This is a genomic window from Ferdinandcohnia sp. SAFN-114 (assembly GCF_059415045.1).
In genome coordinates this window covers 1-23,284 of sequence record NZ_JBPFDQ010000088.1, presented here as the reverse complement: position 1 = coordinate 23,284, position 23,284 = coordinate 1, and the positions used below count along the sequence as shown (strand labels likewise).

Here is a 23,284-nt window from a genome sequence, read left to right as displayed (position 1 = left end):
CCCTTGACTATCTAAGTCCCATTGAATTTAAAAAGATACACCCTAAAAAAAGTGTCTAGTTTAGTGTTGACATACCATATCCGCTTTATAGACTCCTGTAAGTATCTTCATCAATGTACTCTTTCCAGCACCATTTCCACCGATAATCGAGATTACTTCAGATTCATAAATTTCTAGAGAGACACCCTTAAGGACTTCATTTTGGTTAAAAGTCTTATAGATATTGTCTAGCCTAACAAGCCTTTTTTTCACTTCCATAAAAACCCCCCCATGCCTACAAATCTCTCTATTTTTGTAATCGCTTTCTTTTAACGGTTTTAGATTGATTATCAAATGCGCCTTGGCGTATTTGCGCCCGGTTTTTTTCGAGCTCGCTCGAAAAACTACCCCTGAAAAATCGTGGCATCCGCCGGAGGCTTTCACTTTATTCAGTCGGGGTTTAAACCCACCACTGATTGAATACTCAAAATTTCATTCATCCCCCACTTATAGAAGTAGGGACTTCTGCTGAATAAAGTTAAAACATTTTATTAAGGCAGGATAAAATTATTCATTTTCATAATTATTAAAATTTTATAGACCATAGAACTTTTATATTACATATATATTCCCAGGCCCGAGATTATTCGCATAATAATAAAAGGATTTTTCTGTAAATGGTTTTTCATGAATTTTGGAAATAGGATGTTATGTTTGTATCATTTTTGAACATTTGTTGGCATATGAATAAATTGTATTAACCAAAAATATAGCTAAGAAGAGTGATTATGATGAACTATGAAAATGACTTAATCGTAAAAATTGCGTGGCAATATTATATTGAAGGTCTAACGCAGAATGAGATATCAGAATCTCTTAATTTATCAAGAATGAAGGTTATTAAATACCTTGAAAAAGCAAAAACAAACAATGTGATCCAATTTAAAATCAACCTGGAAGAAATTGAGAATCTTAGTCTCCAAAATAAGATTAAGAAAAAATATAATCTAAAGGATATCATCATTGTACCTACTTCAAATCAAAAGAATGTTGAAAGTTTAACGATTGCTGCTGCCCAGTATATTGAAGATCGAATTACAAGTGATACGATGTTAAGCATTGGTTACGGAGAAGCTGTATCTAGAACTTTAGGACATTTGCGTATCTCAACAAAATACAAAGTGACATTTGTTTCACTTTCTGGCGGTGTAAAGTTCTACATGCCTACCGCTATCGATACGAGATCAGACTATTATACGAACCCTAACTACAATCATTACATTGTTCCTTCCCCCTTAATCATTTCCTCTAAAAATATTGCAGAGCATTTACGAAAGGAACAATCAGTAAGCAAAATATTAGATATGATACCATATACGAATTTAACAGTAATCGGAATAGGCGCTCTGAATGATCGAGCCACCTTAATTAAAGAAAGCTATTTCAATACAAATGACTTTGAAATATTAAAGTCAAAGGGGGCAGTTGGCGATTTATTATGCCAGTTTTACGATATCAATGGTAATGTTTTAGATTTAGATTTTCATAAACAACTTATTAGTACTGAAATTGACGTACTAAAATCCCTTAATCATGTAGTAGCTGTTGCTGGCGGCCTTGAAAAAAAGGATGCAATAATTGGTGCACTTAAGGGGGGATATATTGATGTTCTAATTACTGATGAATCAGTTGCCCAAGGATTGATATAAAGAGTGAACACTATCTTTTTTTGATAAGGGGGAAATAGGAATGAAGGGGAAATTCCTAATGGCTATCGATGCTGGAACTGGCAGTGTGAGAGTAATCATATTTGACACAACTGGCCAAGAGGTATGCGTTTCACAGGCTGAATGGACACACCATGAAGATAAAAGATATCCAGGCTCTATGGATTTTGATATCAATAGAAATATCAGTATCATTACTGACCTCATCAAAGAAACGATCGACAAAAGCAAAATAGACCCACGTGATATACTTGCCATTTCTACGACTAGTATGAGAGAAGCCATCGTTTTATATGATGACAAGGGCAAGGAAATATGGGCATGTGCGAATGTTGATTCACGTTCTAACGATGAAGTTGCAAATCTATATAGCCAGAGCGATTCACTAGAATCTGAGATTTATAAACTCTCTGGTCAGACGTTTTCCTTAGGTGCCATCCCTCGAATACTTTGGGTTAAAAATAATCTCCCTGACACATACGAAAAGATAAAATATGTAACGATGCTTAATGACTGGATAACCTATCGTCTCACAGATATTATCTCAGTCGAGCCTTCAAACGGTTGTACTACTGGGCTCTTTGATTTAAAAAGCAGGTTATGGGATCCAAGTATCGCCCAAAAAGTAAACCTGAGAAATGATATTTTTCCAATCGTATACGAAAGTGGTACGGTAATTGGAAACGTAACGAACGAAATGGCAACGCTTACAGGATTAAACCCTCAAACAATTGTTGTTGCTGGAGGTGGAGATGCGCAGCTTGGTTGTATTGGCGTAGGGGTTATTAAAGAAGGCGATGCTGCTATCTTTGGAGGAAGCTTCTGGCAATACGAATATACTACAAATCATGTTGAAATCGACGATGAATGCAGAGTACGAATTAATTGCCATGCTGCACCTAATACTTGGCAATACGAAGCAATTGCCTTTTTTCCAGGCTTAGTGATGAGATGGTTTAGAGATAGTTTTTGTGAGCTTGAAAAGGACATTCAAGATAAAACCGGAGAAAGTATTTATATTCAGATGGAAAAACGAGCACAAAACGTTCCTGCCGGAAGCTTTGGGTTGCTATGCACTTTTTCAGATCAAATGAACTATAAAACTTGGAAGCATGCCGCACCTGGTTTTATTAACTTTAAACTTGATTCCCACAAGTATAACAAAGCAAGCTTTTATAGATCTATTATGGAAAATGCAGCTTTTGTAACGAAGGGGAATATCGAATTGGTTAATGCTATAACAAATACTTCTCCTGAACTGATTATTTTTGCGGGTGGAGCTTCGAAAAGTGAGTTGTGGTGTCAGATCGTTTCCGATGTCCTTAATACGCCTATAAAAGTTCCAGTTGTAAAAGAATCGACAGCCCTAGGTGCCGCAATTTGTGCAGGTGTTGGCGCAAAGATTTATGAGGATTTTAACGATGCTATAGCAAAAGTCATTCATTTCGAAAGAACCTATTTACCAAATCAAGAAAATCGGGAAGTTTATGATGAGTTATACAGTAAGTGGAAGGGCATATACAAACATCAACTTGAATTAGCAGATAGTGGTTTAACTGAGCATATGTGGATAGCACCCGGAATCAAATGAGCCTTTGCGAATTTGCGCCCGATTCTTAGTCTTAAAATAAGCGACTTGGAGTGATAACAATGACGGTTATTAATGAGAACGAAAAGGAATACAGATTTGGTGATAGTGGTCCGAAGTATCTTCAAAGAGGTCCAAGAATGAACTTTGGTGTAGTGGTTTTAAAACCTGGTCAAGACTTCCCTGCCCATTACCATAATGTAATGGAGGAAAATTTCTTTATTCTTGAAGGCGAATTGGAAATCCACATCGATGGAGAAGTTTTCAATTGCAGTAAAGGCGACTTTATCCATGTCGAGCCAAAAAAAGTTCATTATCTTGTAAATACAGGGGAAACAATTTTTAAAGCTGCTTTCATGCTCTCCCCTTATCAGGAAAAGGATAAAGTTGATGTTGATTATAAGCCCTTGAAATAAAATGTTTTTGCTTAGAGGAGATGCTTAAAATGACAATACAAGTTCGTTTAGGTAAAACCGAAATATATATTAATCCAATCGGGTTGGGAGCAAATGCGATTGGTGGTCATAATATCTATTCAAACCTTGATGATGAGGTTGGGAAAGATTTAGTAAGAACAGCATTTCATCATGATATAAATTTTATTGATACGGCATATAGCTATGGGTTTGGAAGGTCAGAGGAATTGATTGGTGAAGTTGTAAGTGAGATGAGAAATCGATCTGATGTCATTATTGCAACAAAGGGTGGCCCCAAACTTATTAATCAAAAAATACAATTTGATAACTCCCCTTCCTTCCTAAAGCAAGAGGTAGAAGAAAGCCTAAAGCGTTTAAAAACAGATTATATTGATATCTATTATATCCACAAACCCGATAAAACAACGCCAAAAGCTGAGGCTATCGGTGCTTTAAAAGAGCTTAAAGATGAAGGGAAACTACGAGTAATTGGGGTGTCAAACTTTTCAATAGATCAGCTAAGAGAAGCGAACCAGGACGGTTACGTAGATGTATACCAGGGTGGTTATCACTTGTTAGACAGAGGACTAGAAAATGACATAATACCTTACACGATTGAAAAAAATATTTCGTTTATACAATTTTACCCTTTAGCAGCCGGTTTACTAACCGGTAAGTTTTCAAAGGACTCCACATTCACTGACCTTCGAGCAAGATTACCTTATTTTAAAGAGGAATCATACCTGCAAAATCTTGAAAAGGTAGAAAAATTACGAACCATATCCGAATCAAAAAATGTTGAAATGGCACATCTTGTCCTTGCCTGGTACTTAACACGTGATGGAATTGATTCTGTTATCCCTGGGGCAAAAAGACCAGAGCAAATTGTTAGTAACCTTAAAGCGTTAGAAATTACATTAACGCCAAAAGAAATCCAGGATATAGATAATATCTTTAAATCATGAGTTTTGAAACATAAAAAGAGCAAAAGCAAGATTTTTCGTGCTTTTGCTCTTTTTTTTTGGTTTGCAACTATTTCTATAACAACCCCACCATTTTTAGTCCGTGTAGGATTCCATCTTCCTCAACTGATTTGGTAACGTACTTCGCTACTTCTTTTACTTCGTCAAGTCCATTCCCCATGGCTACACTATTTTGAACAGTGGTGAGCATTTCCATATCATTCAACCCATCACCAAAAGCATAAATGCGTTCTGAAGGAATACCTATTTTTTCAACAAGCTTCTCTATTCCGTTAGCTTTTGAACCCCCTCTAGGGATTACGTCTACGGAAACCGGATGCCAGCGCACAAAATCAAAGTCCTTATATTCTTTTTCGTACTGACCTTCTTCGCCTTCTTGGACAAATAAAAGCGATTGGAACAATTTCCGTCCTTCATAATACGTTGGATCATAGGCTGGAAAACTTTTGATTTTTAATGTTGCAATGCTTTCCGTAATAAATTCATGTTCGGGCACATTTGCTTTCATGTCTTCGTGGTCCATGTAAACGATAGGATGATTGTTGGCAAGTGCCTTTTCAGTTAATTGAATAAGGGCTTCTTCATTTAATGGGTTCGTATAAATCTCTTCTCCATTTAACACGACGTACTGCCCATTGTAGCTAACATATGTACCGATCCCAAGCTCTTCGCGAAGGTCTTCAAACATAAAAGGAGCACGACCAGTAGCAATCGCAACTTCATGTCCAATTTCCTTTAGTTTAAAGATGGCTTCCTTTGTGGAAGGCGGAAGTTGTTTATTATGGTTCAAGAGTGTCCCATCTATGTCAAAAAAAATTAGGCTACGTTCTTTCATTTCATCTTCCCACTTTCTATCTCACTTTTGCTCAATCACATAATGTCTACGATACATTATTTTCGCGCTTTAAACAAATGAAACAAATCAAGAATAATAGGCACAAAAACAGGCAAAAAGTACTATTCTTGAGCATAAATTAGAAGTATGTTTGACATATTCAGTAGAAGTCCAAATGGGCACAAATACGCCAATGCGCATTTGATCTACATCAAGGAGAGCGAGAATGAAAAAAACTTGGTTATTAGGGTTTGGCTTTTTTAGCATTAGTCTAGGTTGGTCTTTGTATAACGGATTTGTTCCTTTTTTTCTGGATAATTTCATTACTAGTACGGCTTTAATTGGTTTTCTTATGACAATCGATAATTATATTGCTCTCTTTTTACAGCCGTATATTGGACAATTAAGTGACCGAACTCGAACTCGCTTCGGACGCAGGATGCCCTATTTACTTGTTGGTGTGCCACTTGCAGCCCTTTTCTATACCCTCATTCCCTTCCACACTGGGCTAATATCCTTACTCATTTTTATGCTATGCATGAACTTATCGATGGCGATTTTCCGTTCTCCTACGATTGCATTGATGCCCGACATCACCCCTGAACAAGAACGTACAAAAGCAAACGGAATCATCAACTTTATGGGGGGCTGCGGTGCTATCTTAGCATTTAGTATCGGCTCATTCTTATTTAGCATCGACGAGACCCTCCCTTTTCTTGCTGTTTCCGTTGTTTTCCTGATCACCCTTTGGATTGTATTTAAACATATAAAAGAACAACGTGATGCCCTTTCCTATGCAGAAACAGTCATACCAAAGATTAATTATAAGGAGGAATTGAATGCCTCTACGATATACCTTTTAGCAGCTATCTTTTTTTGGTTTATTGCCATTCAAGGAATGGAGGCTTTGTTTACCTTATATGGTGTAAATGAGTTAGGTCTTTCCAGAAGCGCTTCTGCTTTTTCACTTACATTTTTTTCACTAAGCTTTGTGATTTCAGCCATTCCAAGTGGACTACTAGGTGCAAAGATTGGCAAGAAAAAAGTAATTGTCATAGGTGTCATTGGGCTAATTGTTTCTTTTTTACTATTAAACTGGGTTGATTCCGTTATTCTCTTGAGGGCCATTTTATTTTTGGGAGGCATTTTTTGGGCATTTGTTAACATTAACGCATACCCTTATATTGTCTCGACAGGAAGTGAAAAAAGTTTCGGAACGAGAACAGGGCTTTATTATTTAGTTTCCTCATTGGCTGCAATCACGTCACCTCCAGCACTTGGATACTTAATTGATCTGTTTGGATTCAGTGTGTTATTTATTGCTGCAGCAGGGAGTCTGGTTCTTGCATTGTTTTTTATTACCAGGGTAAAAGAAGAGGAAAGCGCAGGGCTTGGTTCATAGCGGTTTTCCGAGCAAATAACCATAAAAGGCGTGTAAACTGGAAACAGTTTTCTCACGCTTTTTTCATTTTTATTTGCTTATTTCATAGACTATTACAATGATGTCTGATATTATATTCAAATGGTTACCCTTGTTAACTATTACCTTGGGTAACTATTTTCAAAAGAGGTGAATTCCAATCGAAAATTTTCAATTGTTTTTTCAACAACTAACCCAATTATATCGACCATTTGAGAGTAAGCTGAATGTTGAACTGGGAAAACACCAGCTTTATAGAGCACAATGGTCCATTCTGTACTACATTGTAAACTTTGGTTCACCAACACTCGTGGAAATTTCTAACTACCTAGGTGTCGAAAAGCCAACTGTTACAAGAACCATAAATCGTTTAGAAGAACTTGGCTATGTAGAAAACATTCCTGGGAAAGACAAGCGAGAAAAAAGAATGCAGCTGACTGACCTTGGTAAAAAAGTGTACCTAGAAGTCAGAGAAACAGTTGATGAATTTGAAAAGGAATTAATCGAGGGGGTATCTGAAAAGGAACTACTCCAAGCCATTCAGATTATGAAAACAATACGAAACAATTTAATTAAGTGAGGGGATTTTCAACTTGGATAATCAAAAACTATGGACGAAAGATTTTATCATCGTGTCTTCCATCAACTTTTTCTTAACCTTTATCTTTTATCTATTGGTTGTAATTATCGCCGTCTATGCGGTTGATGAATATGGTGCTTCCACTAGCCAAGCAGGGCTTGTCACAGGCATCTTTATTGTCGGAACATTAATTGGCCGACTTTTTATTGGTCGTTATATCGATCTGATTGGACGTAAAAAGACATTATTTATTGGGTTGACTCTTTTTACACTCACGACCTTCTTATACTTCGTACATGCCGGAATCACGTTTCTCCTTATCAATCGTTTCATACACGGCGTTACGCTTGGCATCGCTAGCACTGCGACTGGTACCATTGTTGCTCAAATTATCCCACCCAAACGCAGGGGTGAAGGAATTGGTTATTTTAGTATGAGTGCGACATTAGCGACGGCAATCGGACCATTCATCGGATTATTTATGTCTCAACATACGAGCTACCAGGTTATCTTCGGTCTATGTCTTGTGATTGGAGTTATCACTCTTCTCACTTCGTTCATTCTTTATGTGCCACCAATTGAAGTACAATCAAATCAAACTCAAGAGAAAAAAGGCTTTTCAATTGCAAATTATGTGGAACCAAAGGCACTTCCGATTGCTATTGTTACTTTTGCAATTTCGCTTTGTTACGCGAGTGTTCTTTCGTTTATCAATTTTTATGCAATTGAAATTGAATTAGTAACTGCAGCAAGCTTCTTCTTCCTTGTGTATTCTATCGCGATACTTCTTTCCCGTCCTTTCACTGGACGGTTAATGGATATAAAAGGTGCCAATTATGTCATGTATCCTGCCTTTATCCTATTAGGAATTGGAATGTTTCTATTAAGTATTGCGCATAACAGCATAACTCTCCTACTTTCTGGTGCGCTTATCGGGCTAGGATTCGGGAATATGCAGTCATGTACTCAAGCTGTTGCGATCAAGTTAACACCAGCACATCGCATGGGGCTTGCGACCTCAACTTTCTATATCTTCCTGGACGCAGGGCTTGGGTTTGGTCCTTATCTATTAGGATATCTTGTTCCAATTACAGGATACAGCAAGCTATATTCTATACTAGGAATTTTTGCTTTAGCGAGTATTATTCTTTACTTCTTTGTGCATGGAAAGAAAGAATCTACAGGTCGAAAAAATCAAACATTACCATTATCCATGTAATAATAAAGCCTTGCTCGGCATGTTTTGTCGGGCAAGGCTCAGTTTATTTTCTGATACCATCCATTACAAAACGGACTAAGTTTTCCGTTTCTTGGTCGATATCCATTTTTTCTTGGGATGGGATAAGTACAAAATTAGTGACAAGGAAACCACCGAAGGTTGTCATTAGCAATTTTAATAGTTTGTGTGTCGGTATGTCCTTTATGTCTCCGCGTTCTTTAAACTTCTCAATTGCTTGATTAACCCGTTTGATAACACTGTCCATAAAAAATGGTGCAATTTCCTGTCGTAGTGAGTCACTATATAAGATTTCCTTAACGATGATTTGAAAGATTTCTCTATTTTCAATCACGAATTTTATTCTATTTTTGAAAAGTCCTTTTAAAAAATCCTCAAAGTGGAGCGTCTCCTCTTTTAATACTTCTTTAAACACATTTTCGGCCATTCCAGGTAATGCTTCTTTTAGAAAAGGCAAAATAACGGAGAGCAATAAATTATCCTTTGTACCGTAATGCCGAAAAATAGTTCCCTCAGCAACCCCTGCTGCTTTTGCAATTTCATTTGTTGATGTGTTAGCATACCCTTTTTCCGCAAACAAACTAATCGCAGTTTCTATGATTTTCTGTTGTTTATCGGTTTGTTTTTTCGTTAATTTAGTTTGTTCAATTAGAGCGTCTAGTAAATTATCTTTTGACAAAATTCTTCACTTCCTTAGCTACAATGCACGGTACTTTTTCAATGCGAATACATTCAGTATGATAAACACAGCCGCGAATATGACTAACATCAAAAGGTTTAAACTTATATCAGTAATTCCCAAGCCTTTATACATGACACCCTTCAATGCATCGGCGGCATAGTATAAAGGCATGAATTTCGCTATAACTTGAAGCCAGTTGGCCATTCCTTCAAGCGGTATAATCCCTGAGAAAAAAATTTGAGGAATAACCGCTATCGGAATAAATTGTACCATTTGAAATTCCGAAGCTGCAAAAGCAGATAATAATATCCCCAAGGAAAGAGCTACCAATGCTAATAATAAATTGATGACGAGCACATTCCATAGCGAACCAACTAATATGACGTCTAAAACAGTGATGGCAAAAAAGACAACAATTATTGTCTGGATAATTGCAAAAATGCCAAATCCAACAAGGTAGGCTGTTACAATCTCACCTCTTCGAATCGGTGTGGATAAAAGGCGCTCCAAAGTACCGGTAGTTCTTTCCTTTAGTAATCCTATACCAGAAATTAAAAATACGAAAAAGAAAACAAAAAAGCCGATTAAAATAGGGCTTAGCACATCGAAAAAGGCGGTGTCATCACTACCGTACACATAGTTTGTTTCGAGTTCGACTTTTGGCATTACACTAGGGTTTGGTAGTTGACTTACTAGATTTTCCTGTGCTTGCGCAGCAAAAATCTGGTTCACTTTCATTTGCAAGGCTTTTGCAGATGATGGGTCACTGTTTGTTAACGTAAGAATGACATGATTATTTTCCATTACAAGTAACCCATCAAGTTCGTGATTAAGTATTGTCTGATTAGGATTTGGTGCCTGTTCAAACTCTTCAATTTGAATATCTAGCTTTTTTAATGCAATGACTAACTTTTCATCAACACCTACAACACCCACTGTAGGTTCTGCTGAATCTCCGTTAAACATTACGTACATTAGAGATAGGATTAATAGTGGAGCCACAAATAGCAAAGCCAATGTCCGCTTATCACGAAGCAACTGCTGAAAAATTCTTTTTATGAGTGCTACGATTCTCATTGTCTCGCCCTCCCAGCGTGTAAAAATACTTCATCAAAATTGCTGGCATTGTATGCTTTTTTCAATTCGTTTGGTGTACCTCTTGTTAAAATCCTACCGTCCCGTACCATTGCAATGTAATCGCAACGCTCAGCCTCTTCCATGACATGGGTTGTCACGATAATTGTTTTTCCTTCTTCTTTTTTTAAACGGATGAGTTCATTCCAAATGGCAAGTCTTAGCTCCGGATCTATGCCAACAGTTGGCTCATCTAAAATGAGCATTTTGGGATTTTGAATCAATGCGATTGCGAGAGACAAACGTCTTTTCATCCCACCCGAATAAGTGGATACCTTTTTATTTAAGTCGTCTGTCAGATTGACTAGGTTTGCTGTATATTCAATTCGTTCTTTCGTTTGGGCACGATTTAATTTATAAAGTGAAGCAAAAAATGCCAGGTTTTCTCTACCTGTTAGTTCTGTGTACAAAGCATCGGATTGAGCCATATACCCGATGTCCTGCAACAATTCCAAATTGGGCATTTTCTTTCCTATCACCTGAATGGAGCCATGATCTGGTGAATCCATTCCCACAATCATTTTAACTAATGTCGTTTTACCTGCACCTGATGGCCCAATAAAACCGTAAATCGTACCTTCCTCAATAGATAGGTCAATTTCATTTAGTACCACCTTTTTCCCAAAGCTTTTACTCATCTTATTGATTTCTACAGTATGACTCATGATAGGTCCCCCTTTTCACAAAAAAGTGAGTGATTACTCACATTATGCTCCATTTTCAAAACCTAGTCAATAAAAAAATGAGTGTTTACTCACCATTTTTTTGAAATCGGGATATCCGAACAAGCACATCTTTCTACCTTTCATACGATGAACTAAAGGAGGTGACAACCATGGACTTGCTTGAATTTTTAAATGAAAATTACTATATGTTGGTCCCTGCACTGTGGGTGATCGGGTATTTCCTAAAATCAACGCCAACTATTCCTGATTGGGCTATTGGATGGATTCTTTTAGGAGTTTCTCTAGCAGGAGGCGCATTTTTCTATGGCTTTACTGCAGAGGCGTTATATAACGGAGTAATTGCAGCTGGGGTTGCTGTTTTCGGTCATCAACTGTATAAACAAACTGCCGAGGCAAAATTCACAAAAAAATAATTCACCTTTTCGCACTAATCTATTTTCCACTTATTAAAAATGCGAAACGCTTGGATTTTTTCCAAGCGTTTTGTTTGCGTTCTTTTATTGATTTCTGTACCAGACGAACCAACCATTATCTTTACTTTTAGATACAAAAATTTGGCCATCCGCTGCAATGTCACTTTTTCCTTCCCATCTTGGAAAATGCAATGTAACTAACCATGATTTGTCTGCAACCTCTTGTCCACAATATTTCGTAGACATTTGGTATTCTTTCGCAACTTTTTCATCTAGAGGTTGCGCTGTTACGACTTCCCAATCTGAAAAATGATTTCCATAATCACTTTCGCCAAATGTACGTGGAATGATTGTTTCCAAAGCCTGAATGAGTTCATCTTTATTCGTTATTGATGTATCCTCTAACAGACTCACACTTGGGCATTCAACTCTTGCTTGTGCACCGACTTGGAATGGGAACAAGATGACAAGAGAAAGCAGGGATATTACTATTTTTTTCATAATTATTCACCTCAAATAGTAATATCCCAATTTTTAACATGAGTTATGCATCCGGGTCATGATATTTTATTCATAAGGTCTGCCAAATCTGCTAATAAGAGCTTCCTACTTTCTTCATCTTTTACAAGTTCCGTATATTTTTTAACTTGAATAAGGGTTTCTTCTGCTTGGCCTATTTCATTTAGGACGATATAAGACCTTGTCAACGCTTCAAATGCGTACGCTATAAAAAATGGAGCTAGCTCTGCCTTCTTGCTGATTTCGACGCACCGCTTTGCGAAGTATAGGGCCAAAACTCCATTTTCCACTACAGCATAAACGCGTGAAAGTTGCCAATATCCAATTGATAAATTTTGTTCGGTGTGATCTGTTACCTGTGTCCAATGCCAAAATGAAGTATGACAAAGATGCATCATTTCCTCTGTTTCATATTCCGTACGATTCGTATTTTCTAATAGATCCCACACTTTGTTAAAGCATTCTGTTGCTAACTGTTTATGAGATAGATTCCCCATTACTTTCCCCTCTATTTTCTTATTTGGATTCGTTTTCTGCTTCCCATTTCGCTACTTCTTCCCTTACACGGGGTGCTACTTCTTTCCCTAGTAGTTCAATTGAGCGCATGACATCCTCATGTGGCATTGTTCCAACAGGACAATGAAGCATAAAACGAGTAACCCCAACATTTTTACGTAAATGTATGATTTTATTGGCAACGTATTCAGGGTCACCTACATATAATGCACCTTCAAAGCTTCGGGCATGTTCAAAGGTCTCCCGGGTGTATGGTCCCCAGCCACGCTCTTTTCCTAATTTACTCATCGACTGCGCTGTTGGTGGGAAGAATTTTTCCGCAGCTTCTTCCTTGCTTTCACCAACAAACCCGTGCGAATGGGAGGCAATAGCCAATTTTGAAAAATCATGCCCTGCATGTGCAACAGCTCTTTTATATAGTTCAGCAAGTGGCGCAAATTGAACGGGCCTTCCTCCAATAATTGCAAGAACGAGTGGTAATCCCAATAGACCCGCACGTACCACTGATTCTTGGTTTCCTCCACTTCCAATCCAGATCGGTAATGGATCTTGAACAGGTCTTGGGTAAATGCCTCTATTGATAATGGCTGCTCGGTGCTTTCCTTGCCAGGTCACTTTCTCCGATCTTTGAATATGTAGCAGCAGATCTAACTTTTCTTCAAAAAGCTCATCATAGTCCTTTAAATCATAGCCAAATAGGGGGAATGATTCGATAAATGACCCTCTTCCTGCCATAATTTCAGCCCGACCATTCGAAATGGCATCAAGGGTTGAAAAGTCCTGGAACACGCGAACAGGATCGGCTGAAGAAAGTACGGTAACCGCGCTAGTAAGACGAATTTTCTTTGTTTGCGATGCAGCCGCTGCTAGTATAATAGCTGGTGCTGAAGCTGCATAATCCTCACGGTGGTGCTCCCCAACACCGAATACATCTAGACCTACTTGGTCAGCTAGAACTATTTCCTCAACCACTTCACGAATTCGCTCGGCATGGCTAATGACCTCACCTGTCCGAGGATCCGGTGTTGTCTCAACAAAAGTACTAATTCCTATCTCCAATGTCTGTACCCCCTATTATTGTTTCATTTATCTTATTGCTAAACTACTTCTATTATTTAATATTGTTGGTTCTGAAGCAAATTTTTTCGACTTTGGGTTTGGGACGGGTCGGAGTCGGGGGAGTCACGCCTTGGACTACTCTAAGACGGTTGAGAGGTGGCATCAAAAGCCTGTAATCGTACCATATGTCACTAATGGTGAGCGCTGTAAGGGTATGATTAACACCTATTCGTACCATCAATCACTAAAAATGAGCACTGTGAGGGTATGATTAACACCTATTCGTACCCTCAGTCACCATAGGTCAGTACAGTGATGGTACGATTAACACCTATTCATACCATCAATCACTAAAAGTGAGCACTGTGAGGGTACGATTAGCACCTATTCATACCATCAATTACTAAAAGTGAGCGCTGTGAGGGTACGATCCACACCTAGTCGTTCAGCCCCCCCTAAGAAGATTCCCGTAAAGTACTTAAAAAATTATTCATACCCCATCCTTCAATATAGGAAATATGAATATTCGATCACATCATTCGATAAATTCAGAAAAATGGAATATTATTGTATTATTGTAAAACTTTTTACTGTTTATTTCGTATACTATATATATAGGAATTTTACATACTTCGTATACCATTCTATTAGGAGTGATGAACATGCAATTAGTTCCTGAAAAAATTCGTGAACCACTCTCACATTTTAATTTCGGAATTTTCGAAACAGAATCTCTTAGTACGTTTTTCTTAGCCTTCCGACTTAAAAGTTATTTCTTGCTATTACTCTCTCCTTTTGGATTAGGAGCGTCAGCATACTTAGCCAAAGTTTCGATAGGAGTCGGCTCTATTGGTATGTCCCTTGGATTGATTTTCCTAAGTCTATTACTCTTACTACCTTGGACACTAGTACCTATCACATTTCTATTTACCACTTTTCAACCAGCTACTTGGCAACGCAAGCTATCATGGGCATACACCTGCCTGCTAGTAGCATCTTACATTTATTGGCTCATTATCTTTTAAAATATAATGGAACATAAAATGGATAACTCTGGCTTAGGGGGTTATCCTTTTTCTCTCACTGGGATAAGAAACCAACCTGTCCACATCGCAAAAAAATAGTGCCTACCACATGGGTAAGCACTTTTTTATTCCTTATAATTTTACAGTCCAGCCAAACGGATCTTCTACTGTACCGTTTTGGATGCCAGTAATAGTATCATATAGTTTCTTTGATAATTCTCCTGTTTCGCCATTGTTAATAATAGATTTTTCATTATTATAGAAAAGCTCGCCAACTGGTGAAATAACTGCTGCTGTTCCTGTTCCAAATACTTCTTCAAGCACGCCATCGTTATAAGCTTGTTGAACTTCGTGAATAGAAATTTTCCGTTCAGTTACAGGAACATTCCAGTATTTTAAGAGTTCAATAATAGATTTACGAGTGATTCCATCTAAAATACTACCGTTTAATGCTGGTGTGACAACTTCTCCATTGATTTTAAAGAAGATGTTCATACTGCCAACTTCTTCGATATATTGTTTCTCTCTGCCATCAAGCCATAATACTTGTGAATAGCCATGTTCACTTGCAATTTCTGATGCTAATAAACTTGCAGCATAGTTCCCTGCTGTTTTTGCATCACCTGTTCCACCTGCAACTGCACGAACATATTTATTTTCTACAGCAATTTTTACAGGATTGATACCTTCTTTATAATAAGAACCAACTGGGGATAATATAATCATAAACTTATAGTTTTTAGCCGGATTAACGCCAAGATGTGCTTCCGTAGCAATCATGAACGGTCTGATATATAACGAAGTACCCGGAAGATTTGGCACCCAGTCTCTATCGATTTCTATTAGCTTCTTCAAAGCATGAATGGCAAATTCTTCGTCAAACTGCGGCATGACTAAACGCTGGTTAGACTTATTGAATCTTTTCATGTTTTGATCCGGTCTGAATAATAAAATTTCTTCGTCCTTTGTACGATAGGCTTTTAATCCTTCAAATACCGATTGACCATAATGAAAAATAGTAGCTGCAGGATCTAAAGGAATCGATTGATAAGGTACGATTCGAGGATCATGCCAACCCTTTCCTTCCGTGTAATCCCACATAAACATATGATCAGTGAAGCTAGTTCCAAACACCAACTGATCGAATGGAGGAATTTCCTTCTTCTTGGTTGTAAGGGTGATATCAATTGTAAAATCTGTCGTCATGTTAATCCCAGCTTTCATTTAATTTAAATCTTTTAAGTTTTTATTAATCGAAATCTTATATTATTCTGATAATAATATCAACTATTTTATCACAATATTGCTAAAAAAAGTGTATTAAAGTATAGCAATCTTTTTTATTTTTGTTTCCATTTAAAGTTAATTACTAAAATGATAAAAATCAATGTTGGTTTAGCAACAAAAAAACTAGCCCCCGAAGAAGAAAACGACCTTCCCGTGGGCTAGACTATCAGTGCTTGGAATAATACCCTTTAACCATTTCTCCCATTACCCAGTTTGTTCGAGCTCCTGATTCGCCAGTACTTGGGCAGATACCGCCCTTTCCGGTCAATTCGGCTACAATGGTTTCCACTAGTGGTTGGTGTACATGCTCGGGACGTTTAAAGCTCCACTCTTCGGTTCCATTGTTTGTTGTTAACACAACAGGCTCATTTCCAAAAGTAGAGAAGGTAATTTTTCCTTTGCTACCCACAATCTCATTCACGTCTTCATTTTGAAATGCCGTAAAACACCAATTGCCAACACCATGTATGCCAGATTCAAAAACATAGGTACCCGTTACAATATCTTCTGCTGTATATAGGCCACCATGATTGGAAGCAAAACCATGAACCTCTATAATGGGTCCAACCAAGTAATCGATTATATCAAGAGTATGGCTTGCCAAATCAAAGAACAGCCCACCTCCTGATAACTCTGGTTGAACTCGCCATGGGAGATTGTTCGGATCTTCTGATGCTTTACGATATTGTGTTGTTGACACAAAGCGAATATCCCCCACTGCACCGTTATTCAGTAGATCTTTGATTTTCAAAAACCGCTCTTGCGCTCTACGATAATAAGCGACATACAAAGGAACATTTGCTTCTTTACATGCCTCAATCATTTCTAGGCATTCTGTGTATGTACGAGCCATTGGTTTTTCAACATATACTGGCTTTCCAACCTGAGCTGCTTTCAATGTATACTCTTTATGGGATCCTGGCGGAGTTGCAATATAGATTACATCCACCTCCGGATCATGGATAAGCTCATCCGCATTATCATACCATTTCGATACATTATGCCTTTTTGCATAATCTTTTGCTAACTCACCTGTTCTTCTCATTACGGCAACCAATTCGGAATTCGTAATTTTTTGAAATGCTGGACCACTCTTTATTTCCGTCACATTCCCACAACCAATAATTCCCCACCGAACCTTGTTATATGCCATATTTTCACTCCCTCTGTCAATTATCTCCATCATAAAGTATACCCCAAAAAGTTTTCCATTCACAAAATAGTTCTCAATTGTGGCTAGAAGACGACTTTTAAAATGTTAACGGATAGATTGTGTATAGGGTTCATGTAATGGCCGTTTTTCACTATTTGAAAGAACTATCATCATTTTCCTTCTGGAAATTTTTGTGTACCCTTATCTGAATTATTTGATATTATAAATTTATTAAACAAGGAGGGGTATAAAGTGGTTTTAGATTTGATGAATGTTACACTACGGCGTGATGATGCACTCATCCTACAAAATATTAATTGGCAGATAAAACAAGGCGAGCACTGGGTGCTTTATGGATTAAATGGTTCTGGTAAGACTGCATTATTGGATTTAATTAACGCCTATAATTTCCCTACTAGCGGAAATGCTACTGTACTTGGGTTTAAGTTCGGCAAGGTTTACTTAGGTGAGGAGCTCCGGAAAAAAATTGGCTTTGTGTCTGCATCCTTACAAGAAAAGTTCTACCCCACAGACAACGCGTTTGAGGTTGTTTTAAGTGGAGCTTTTGCATCCATTGGCCTGTATGAGACCCCTACTGACGACATGAGAGAAAAGGCAAAGGGTCTTCTTGAGGAACTTGGATGTCTTGCCTATGCAAACCGTGACTATTCGACCCTGTCCCAAGGTGAAAAACAACGAGTATTAATTGCCCGTGCTTTAATGGCAAATCCATCAATCCTTATTTTGGACGAACCAACAAACGGGTTAGATTTTATCGCTAGAGAGCAATTATTAGATTCAATTGAAAGACTTGCCATCAAAGAAGACGCACCAACGATTATTTATGTTACCCACCATGTAGAAGAAATTCTTCCTGTGTTTACGAAAACTTTGCTTTTAAAGAGCGGAGAAGTATTTGCCTCAGGGCAAACAGATCAGATCATTACTAGTGAAATTCTATCAGACTATTTCAATCTTCCGGTTCAGGTTAAATGGGAAAATTCCCGTCCTTACCTAGTAAAAGGAAAATAAAAACGGCCAGCCCCAAATCTAATAAAGGGCTGGCTTTCATTTTATTCCTTAGGCATCAATTCTAAGTCATTGGAAAGTGGTGAAAACCTGGCATTAAAGAATCGTAACGTAGGAGGTTCATAATCTATTCGTAAACCACTTATCTGATGTCTCTTTTCAAAGAGTCCAATCACAGAATCAGCGACAACATCCATATGATTATTCGTATAAACCCTTCTTGGTATTGTTAAACGAACGAGTTCTAGCTTCGGTTTGTTATGTTCACCCGTTTCTTTATTTCGACCAGCTGAGACTATCCCTCTTTCCATCGCCCTAACACCTGAATCTAAATAAAGCGCCGCTGCCAATGCTTGTGCAGGAAATTCTTCTTGGTTTAAATGAGATAAAAACTTTCTTGCATCCAAATAAACAGCATGACCCCCAATTGGTTGAACAACAGGTATTCCTGCTTCAATTAACTGCTGTCCAAGATAACGGACTTGTTGAATCCGGTGATGGATATAATGATCATCGACAGATTCATAGATTCCTTGTGCCATCGCTTCCATATCACGTCCTGCCATGCCGCCATAAGATGGCATCCCCTCATAAACCACCACCAATTCACGTGACCTGGCATATAAATCCTCATCATTCATTGCTAAAAAGCCGCCAATATTCACTAAACAATCTTTTTTACCACTCATCGTACAACCATCTGAATACGAAAACATCTCTTTTAAAATATCCTTAATCCGATGATTTTCATATCCCGCTTCTCTTTCCTTTATAAAATAGGCATTCTCTACGCACCGTGTAGCATCAAACATCACATCAATTCCATAACTTTTACACAAGTTATAAACCTCTCTCATATTCTCCATGCTAACCGGCTGGCCACCCGCCATATTCACGGTTACTGCCACGCAAACATAAGGAATCCGTTTTGCCCCAACCTCTTGAATGAGCGACTTTAATTTAGAAAGATCCACATTCCCTTTAAAAGGATGCTCTGTCGTTGAATCATGTGCTGCATCAATGATGATATCAACAAATCTTGCCCCATTTAGCTCCTGATGGGCACGTGTTGTAGTAAAATACATATTCCCGGGTACTACGTCACCTTGTTTTATTTTTAGTTGAGATAAAATGTTTTCTGCACCACGTCCCTGGTGAGTCGGCAACACATACTTATATCCATAAATCTCTCTAACTGCCTGCTCAAGCTTCTTCCAGCTTTTACTTCCAGCATAAGCCTCGTCACCAACCATTAAAGCTCCCCACTGCCTGTCACTCATTGCACTTGTCCCGCTGTCTGTTAGAAGGTCAATATAGACATCCTGAGAATCAATCAAAAACGTATTATAACCCGCCCTTTTAAGCGCCTCATTTCGTTCCTCATAGGTTAGCATTGCTAATGGTTCTATTGCTTTAATTTTATATGGTTCTGCCGTTCTTCTTTTCACCTGAACCCCTCCATTATTTTGAAAGATCAAATGCGCCTTGGCGTATTTGCGCCCGATTTTTAGGCCCACAGGAAGTGGGTCATAAAGACGTTGCCACAGGACGTGGCGTATTTAGTCTTTGATCTTACTGCTCTAAAAGTTTCCTTTGAAAAATCGTGGCATCCGCCGGAGGCTTTAACTTTAATCAGTCGGGGTTTGGACCCCACTGATTAAAGTTAAATCTATCTATAATGTAGAATATTTTATGCTTCATTCTCAAGAATTCCCATTGCACGATAAACGCTTTAAACCAATAAAAAAACGCCTTCCCAAGTTAGAGGATAGGCGCCTTACCTTATTATTGTAATATGGTTTTAAAACAATCTGTTTCATTTTGCAATACTCATTTCAAACAAACGTTTGATTAGCACCCTAAGCTATGCAGATCAAGGTATTTGAATTTCAATCAAACGTTTGTTTACACGAGATTCTGTCATGTAAAAAAGGACTGTTATATATCGAGAAACAATAATTTTATTATTCTAATTTATTTCTTTTCCAGCGCGAGTCTGCGGATGACCACCTCATGCTGCGGATATTCCCTCAATAATTCCTCTTGTGAAAATAATTCAAAATCCTCGAAATCAAATCCCGGAGAAACCATGCAACCAACAAGTGAGAATGTATTTTCTTCTTTCACTGAAGACGCAAAAATCGAGTTTTTGGGTACAAGAACTTGTGGAACCTCTCCCTTGTCAAGCTTTAGACCAAGGTTTACTTCCTTGTATTCTCCCTGTTCATCAATAATATGTACGGTTAAGGAACTCCCCCCATGGTAATACCAAAGCTCATCTGATTGCAATCTATGTAAATGAGAGATTTCTTCAGACCTCAGTAGAAAATAAATACTTGTATATAGTTTTCTTTGTTTTTCCTGCTCAGTATGAATCGTCATATCTGAAGCATAGATTTGTTTATAAAACCCTCCCTCTGGATGTGGCTCTAGCCCAAGATGTGATATGTAGAATTGTGCATCATTTGTGTTCAATTTCATAACCCCTTTCACGAATACTGTAATAAAAAAACCACGATAAATGCTTGAATACTTGAAGGTACCTAAAATCTAAATCTCTACCTGTGTGCCTACTCCAATTGTTATTGCTTTATTATAGACAGCAGCTGCTACCGCAAGATCAAAATAAGCAATTCCCACTGACTTGAAAAACGTTATCTCTTCCTTATTTTCTCGTCCAGAGACAGCACCCGAGACAAGGTCTCCTAATTCTCCATGTAAATCCGAGAAACTCCATAGCCCTTTTTTCGCTGGAATAATCAAATCACCCGCCTCGTCTTTTACCCCTTCAATCGTATCCACAACGATTTTTGAGCATTTTAGAATCGTTTCTGCATCGACCTCTTGCATATGCGGAAGATAAGAGCCAACTCCGTTGATATGTGTCCCCTGCTTTAATGCTCTCCCTGAAAAAACAGGTGTAACGGATCGTGTTGCACAGATAACAATATCTGATTTGGAAACAGCTTCATCTGGATGATCCATGACTGTAATTGAACCTTTGAATCCCGGGCAGAGTTCTAAAATTCTTTTTTCAAAAAGGAAAGCCTTTTCCTTTGTACGATTATATAACATGATTTCCATTATTTCACGTACCTCTAGAACCGCTTGTAACTGCTCCTCTGCCATGGCACCCGTTCCAATTACAGCAACAGTTGACGCTTCTTTTTTCGCTAGATGCTTTGTTGCAATTCCACTTACTGCACCGGTCCGCAAACGAGTTAAATAAGAAGCATTGATACATGCAAGGTGTTCTCCATTATCTGTATCACTTAGTAAAATAATACCCTGTGTCGTTTTCTTGCCCACGGAAGGATTGTGCGGAAAAATAGTCACGACCTTGACAGCGGATTTTCCAACCGGTTCAATTGAGCTTGGCATGTATAAAGCAGATGCTTCTTTTTCTGGGAAGTCCAGAACCGTACGGTGTGGATTCTTTACCTTACCATCATTATTGTGTATAAGTGCCTCTTCTAAGTCCTGAATTGCATCTGCCATTGAATATATGGAACGAATTTGAGATTCTGATAAAACGAGCACGGTATCCCTTCTTTCTATTTTATCTTATAAACATCATATCACTAAAAGGAAAAAGGAACCGCCACTTGCGATCCCTTCACACTTACACGATCTCATCATAATCTAAGTCCTCATTCTTACGATCACGTACGGTGGCAACTGCAATAAGTGATATAGCAGCGGTAAGAATGATATATAATGCAACTGGTATATAGGAATCATTAAAGGCTGCTAATAATGCCGTTGCAACAAGTGGAGCCGTGCCACCAGCAACCGCAGCTCCGATTTGATACCCCAATGTAATCCCCGTGTAGCGAACATTTGATTTAAATATCTCCGAAAACATGGTTCCAAGCACAGCTGTAATTGGAGCCCAGATAATTCCTAATCCCAAAATAGTTGCAACGATTAATAGTGCAACAGAGCCTTGATGTAGTAACCAAAAGTAAGGAAAAGCATATATCATCATCAAAATGGTTCCACCGACATAGAGCTTTTTCCGACCAAATTTATCAGAAAGACTCCCCATAATAGGAATAAGAAGAGTTGTTACGATTGTTGCAATGGTAACCGCATTTAAGGTTGCCGTTCGCGAGAAACCAAGCTGTGTTGTTGCATAAGAGACGATAAATGTACCAAAAATATAGAATGGTGCTGTTTCAACAACCTTTGCACCAACTGCGATTAAAACCTCTTTCCAGTGCGTACGCATTGTTTCGATAAATGGGATTTTAGCTACCTCGCCCTTCTCTTGTACCTTTTTGAAAGAAGGCGTTTCCTCTATACCTTTACGGATCCATAAACCGAAAATGACCAAAAATGCACTTAGAATAAACGGAACACGCCATCCCCACGACATGAATGCAGCCTCTGGAAGTAATGTCATTAGAGATAATGCTAACGTTCCAAGTAGGAGCCCTACCGTAACACCCATTTGTGGGATACTTCCGAAGAATCCACGCTTTTCTTTTGGCGCATATTCAACCGCTAATAAAAGTGCTCCACCCCACTCACCACCTAGTCCAATCCCTTGAACAAGTCGCAGGATTATGAGTAAAATCGGTGCGATTACCCCGATTTGTTCATAAGTAGGAAGGAAACCCATAAGAACAGTCGCTCCACCCATAAGTGATAGAGTTAAAACGAGTGTTTTTTTTCTCCCAATTTTATCGCCAATATGACTAAAAATCACTCCACCAAGTGGTCGAATGAAAAAGGATAAAGCAAATGAAGCATATGCTAACATTAACCCGACCGTTGGATCGTCACTATGAAAGAATGCTGTATTAAAAACAAGTGCTGCAACAGTACCGTATAAAAAGTAATCGAACCATTCTATAGAACTTCCTACAAGGCTTGCAACAAGTACCTTCTTCTCCACCTTCGTCTGCATCGTGTATCCCCCTTTTTCCTAAGGTAAAGGCTGTGTTAAATTTTAATGTTGATATTCATTATAAAATTAGGGATACCTAAATGGTTCCCTAACTTTTGTAATTT

The 23,284-nt window shown here is 38.2% G+C and carries 24 protein-coding genes; 10 read left to right on the top strand and 14 right to left on the bottom strand.

What is annotated here, in order from left to right:
• Nucleotides 1-60 precede the first annotated feature (60 nt).
• Nucleotides 61-258, bottom strand: coding sequence for an ATP-binding cassette domain-containing protein (locus ACR65M_RS21770; RefSeq protein WP_440274396.1), 198 nt, complete (start codon nt 256-258; stop codon nt 61-63).
• Between the two features lie 509 nt (nt 259-767).
• On the opposite strand from ACR65M_RS21770, the gene ACR65M_RS21765 reads away from it, so the two are divergent.
• From ACR65M_RS21765 to ACR65M_RS21750, 4 genes are read left to right on the top strand one after another with little or no spacing between them, the layout of a single operon-like run.
• Nucleotides 768-1,688, top strand: a complete 921-nt coding sequence (locus tag ACR65M_RS21765; RefSeq protein WP_440274395.1) for a sugar-binding transcriptional regulator — start codon at nt 768-770, stop codon at nt 1,686-1,688.
• A gap of 40 nt (nt 1,689-1,728) precedes the next feature.
• Complete coding sequence (lsrK, locus tag ACR65M_RS21760) at nt 1,729-3,297, top strand: autoinducer-2 kinase (protein WP_341329833.1); 1,569 nt, start codon at nt 1,729-1,731, stop codon at nt 3,295-3,297.
• Nucleotides 3,298-3,356: 59 nt separating this feature from the next.
• Nucleotides 3,357-3,710, top strand: coding sequence for a cupin domain-containing protein (locus tag ACR65M_RS21755; protein WP_341329832.1), 354 nt, complete (start codon nt 3,357-3,359; stop codon nt 3,708-3,710).
• Between the two features lie 29 nt (nt 3,711-3,739).
• Complete coding sequence (locus ACR65M_RS21750; protein ID WP_341329831.1) at nt 3,740-4,675, top strand: aldo/keto reductase; 936 nt, start codon at nt 3,740-3,742, stop codon at nt 4,673-4,675.
• A gap of 73 nt (nt 4,676-4,748) precedes the next feature.
• On the opposite strand, the gene ACR65M_RS21745 is transcribed toward ACR65M_RS21750, so the two are convergent.
• Nucleotides 4,749-5,528, bottom strand: coding sequence for a Cof-type HAD-IIB family hydrolase (locus tag ACR65M_RS21745; protein ID WP_341329830.1), 780 nt, complete (start codon nt 5,526-5,528; stop codon nt 4,749-4,751).
• A gap of 226 nt (nt 5,529-5,754) precedes the next feature.
• On the opposite strand from ACR65M_RS21745, the gene ACR65M_RS21740 reads away from it, so the two are divergent.
• From ACR65M_RS21740 to ACR65M_RS21730, 3 genes are all read left to right on the top strand, one after another.
• Nucleotides 5,755-6,930 carry an SLC45 family MFS transporter gene (locus tag ACR65M_RS21740; RefSeq protein ID WP_440274394.1) on the top strand — a complete coding sequence of 392 codons (1,176 nt, stop codon included), beginning with the start codon at nt 5,755-5,757 and terminating at the stop codon, nt 6,928-6,930.
• Nucleotides 6,931-7,123: 193 nt separating this feature from the next.
• Nucleotides 7,124-7,528, top strand: a complete 405-nt coding sequence (locus ACR65M_RS21735; protein ID WP_341329828.1) for a MarR family winged helix-turn-helix transcriptional regulator — start codon at nt 7,124-7,126, stop codon at nt 7,526-7,528.
• 4 nt (nt 7,529-7,532) lie between these two features.
• Nucleotides 7,533-8,747, top strand: coding sequence for an MFS transporter (locus tag ACR65M_RS21730; RefSeq protein ID WP_440274397.1), 1,215 nt, complete (start codon nt 7,533-7,535; stop codon nt 8,745-8,747).
• Nucleotides 8,748-8,790: 43 nt separating this feature from the next.
• Here ACR65M_RS21730 and ACR65M_RS21725 read toward each other — a convergent pair whose 3' ends face one another.
• Genes ACR65M_RS21725 through ACR65M_RS21715 form a run of 3 tightly spaced genes read right to left on the bottom strand, consistent with a single transcriptional unit; the run spans nt 8,791 to nt 11,246 of the window.
• Nucleotides 8,791-9,444, bottom strand: a complete 654-nt coding sequence (locus ACR65M_RS21725) for a TetR/AcrR family transcriptional regulator (RefSeq protein WP_341329826.1) — start codon at nt 9,442-9,444, stop codon at nt 8,791-8,793.
• An 18-nt stretch (nt 9,445-9,462) separates the two neighbouring features.
• On the bottom strand, nt 9,463-10,524 hold the full coding sequence (locus tag ACR65M_RS21720) for an ABC transporter permease (protein WP_440274393.1): 1,062 nt from the start codon (nt 10,522-10,524) through the stop codon (nt 9,463-9,465).
• On the bottom strand, nt 10,521-11,246 hold the full coding sequence (locus ACR65M_RS21715) for an ABC transporter ATP-binding protein (RefSeq protein WP_440274392.1): 726 nt from the start codon (nt 11,244-11,246) through the stop codon (nt 10,521-10,523). The genes ACR65M_RS21720 and ACR65M_RS21715 overlap by 4 nt, the downstream gene beginning before the upstream one ends.
• A gap of 170 nt (nt 11,247-11,416) precedes the next feature.
• Here ACR65M_RS21715 and ACR65M_RS21710 point away from each other — a divergent pair, with 170 nt between their 5' ends.
• Nucleotides 11,417-11,680 (top strand): phage holin family protein, encoded by a 264-nt coding sequence (locus tag ACR65M_RS21710; protein WP_121446862.1) that lies wholly within the window; start codon nt 11,417-11,419, stop codon nt 11,678-11,680.
• Nucleotides 11,681-11,764: 84 nt separating this feature from the next.
• Here ACR65M_RS21710 and ACR65M_RS21705 read toward each other — a convergent pair whose 3' ends face one another.
• From ACR65M_RS21705 to ACR65M_RS21695, 3 genes are read right to left on the bottom strand one after another with little or no spacing between them, the layout of a single operon-like run.
• Entirely contained in the window at nt 11,765-12,181 is a 417-nt protein-coding gene (locus ACR65M_RS21705; RefSeq protein ID WP_341329822.1) for a hypothetical protein, read from the bottom strand.
• A gap of 56 nt (nt 12,182-12,237) precedes the next feature.
• Nucleotides 12,238-12,696: a hypothetical protein gene (locus ACR65M_RS21700; protein WP_341329821.1), complete on the bottom strand. Its 459-nt coding sequence runs from the start codon at nt 12,694-12,696 to the stop codon at nt 12,238-12,240.
• Between the two features lie 19 nt (nt 12,697-12,715).
• A complete protein-coding gene (locus tag ACR65M_RS21695) occupies nt 12,716-13,774 on the bottom strand; it encodes an LLM class flavin-dependent oxidoreductase (RefSeq protein WP_341329820.1) in 1,059 nt (352 codons plus the stop codon).
• 662 nt (nt 13,775-14,436) lie between these two features.
• On the opposite strand from ACR65M_RS21695, the gene ACR65M_RS21690 reads away from it, so the two are divergent.
• Nucleotides 14,437-14,799 carry a hypothetical protein gene (locus ACR65M_RS21690; RefSeq protein WP_341329819.1) on the top strand — a complete coding sequence of 121 codons (363 nt, stop codon included), beginning with the start codon at nt 14,437-14,439 and terminating at the stop codon, nt 14,797-14,799.
• 132 nt (nt 14,800-14,931) lie between these two features.
• On the opposite strand, the gene ACR65M_RS21685 is transcribed toward ACR65M_RS21690, so the two are convergent.
• Together ACR65M_RS21685 and ACR65M_RS21680 are read right to left on the bottom strand one after the other, a co-directional pair.
• Complete coding sequence (locus tag ACR65M_RS21685) at nt 14,932-16,023, bottom strand: branched-chain amino acid aminotransferase (RefSeq protein ID WP_440274391.1); 1,092 nt, start codon at nt 16,021-16,023, stop codon at nt 14,932-14,934.
• Nucleotides 16,024-16,252: 229 nt separating this feature from the next.
• Nucleotides 16,253-17,239 (bottom strand): Gfo/Idh/MocA family protein, encoded by a 987-nt coding sequence (locus ACR65M_RS21680; protein WP_341333471.1) that lies wholly within the window; start codon nt 17,237-17,239, stop codon nt 16,253-16,255.
• Between the two features lie 252 nt (nt 17,240-17,491).
• Here ACR65M_RS21680 and ACR65M_RS21675 point away from each other — a divergent pair, with 252 nt between their 5' ends.
• Nucleotides 17,492-18,271, top strand: coding sequence for an ABC transporter ATP-binding protein (locus ACR65M_RS21675; protein ID WP_341329817.1), 780 nt, complete (start codon nt 17,492-17,494; stop codon nt 18,269-18,271).
• Nucleotides 18,272-18,312: 41 nt separating this feature from the next.
• On the opposite strand, the gene ACR65M_RS21670 is transcribed toward ACR65M_RS21675, so the two are convergent.
• From ACR65M_RS21670 to ACR65M_RS21655, 4 genes are all read right to left on the bottom strand, one after another.
• Nucleotides 18,313-19,716 (bottom strand): tyrosine phenol-lyase, encoded by a 1,404-nt coding sequence (locus tag ACR65M_RS21670; protein WP_341329816.1) that lies wholly within the window; start codon nt 19,714-19,716, stop codon nt 18,313-18,315.
• A 526-nt stretch (nt 19,717-20,242) separates the two neighbouring features.
• On the bottom strand, nt 20,243-20,743 hold the full coding sequence (locus ACR65M_RS21665; RefSeq protein WP_440274390.1) for a cupin domain-containing protein: 501 nt from the start codon (nt 20,741-20,743) through the stop codon (nt 20,243-20,245).
• A 75-nt stretch (nt 20,744-20,818) separates the two neighbouring features.
• Nucleotides 20,819-21,808: an ornithine cyclodeaminase family protein gene (locus ACR65M_RS21660; protein WP_341329814.1), complete on the bottom strand. Its 990-nt coding sequence runs from the start codon at nt 21,806-21,808 to the stop codon at nt 20,819-20,821.
• Nucleotides 21,809-21,890: 82 nt separating this feature from the next.
• Complete coding sequence (locus ACR65M_RS21655) at nt 21,891-23,180, bottom strand: MFS transporter (RefSeq protein ID WP_341329813.1); 1,290 nt, start codon at nt 23,178-23,180, stop codon at nt 21,891-21,893.
• Nucleotides 23,181-23,284 lie beyond the last annotated feature (104 nt).

What these genes read in the sequence shown, in the direction of transcription:
- ACR65M_RS21755 (WP_341329832.1), top strand. Translation starts at nt 3,357, where the DNA reads ATGACGGTTATTAATGAGAACGAAAAGGAATACAGATTTGGTGATAGT.
- ACR65M_RS21710 (WP_121446862.1), top strand. Translation starts at nt 11,417, where the DNA reads ATGGACTTGCTTGAATTTTTAAATGAAAATTACTATATGTTGGTCCCT.
- ACR65M_RS21770 (WP_440274396.1), bottom strand. Translation starts at nt 258, where the DNA reads ATGGAAGTGAAAAAAAGGCTTGTTAGGCTAGACAATATCTATAAGACT.
- ACR65M_RS21680 (WP_341333471.1), bottom strand. Translation starts at nt 17,239, where the DNA reads ATGGCATATAACAAGGTTCGGTGGGGAATTATTGGTTGTGGGAATGTG.
- ACR65M_RS21705 (WP_341329822.1), bottom strand. Translation starts at nt 12,181, where the DNA reads ATGAAAAAAATAGTAATATCCCTGCTTTCTCTTGTCATCTTGTTCCCA.
- ACR65M_RS21740 (WP_440274394.1), top strand. Translation starts at nt 5,755, where the DNA reads ATGAAAAAAACTTGGTTATTAGGGTTTGGCTTTTTTAGCATTAGTCTA.
- ACR65M_RS21655 (WP_341329813.1), bottom strand. Translation starts at nt 23,180, where the DNA reads ATGCAGACGAAGGTGGAGAAGAAGGTACTTGTTGCAAGCCTTGTAGGA.
- ACR65M_RS21765 (WP_440274395.1), top strand. Translation starts at nt 768, where the DNA reads ATGATGAACTATGAAAATGACTTAATCGTAAAAATTGCGTGGCAATAT.
- ACR65M_RS21750 (WP_341329831.1), top strand. Translation starts at nt 3,740, where the DNA reads ATGACAATACAAGTTCGTTTAGGTAAAACCGAAATATATATTAATCCA.
- ACR65M_RS21700 (WP_341329821.1), bottom strand. Translation starts at nt 12,696, where the DNA reads ATGGGGAATCTATCTCATAAACAGTTAGCAACAGAATGCTTTAACAAA.
- ACR65M_RS21685 (WP_440274391.1), bottom strand. Translation starts at nt 16,023, where the DNA reads ATGAAAGCTGGGATTAACATGACGACAGATTTTACAATTGATATCACC.
- ACR65M_RS21745 (WP_341329830.1), bottom strand. Translation starts at nt 5,528, where the DNA reads ATGAAAGAACGTAGCCTAATTTTTTTTGACATAGATGGGACACTCTTG.
- ACR65M_RS21690 (WP_341329819.1), top strand. Translation starts at nt 14,437, where the DNA reads ATGCAATTAGTTCCTGAAAAAATTCGTGAACCACTCTCACATTTTAAT.
- ACR65M_RS21720 (WP_440274393.1), bottom strand. Translation starts at nt 10,524, where the DNA reads ATGAGAATCGTAGCACTCATAAAAAGAATTTTTCAGCAGTTGCTTCGT.
- ACR65M_RS21715 (WP_440274392.1), bottom strand. Translation starts at nt 11,246, where the DNA reads ATGAGTCATACTGTAGAAATCAATAAGATGAGTAAAAGCTTTGGGAAA.
- lsrK (WP_341329833.1), top strand. Translation starts at nt 1,729, where the DNA reads ATGAAGGGGAAATTCCTAATGGCTATCGATGCTGGAACTGGCAGTGTG.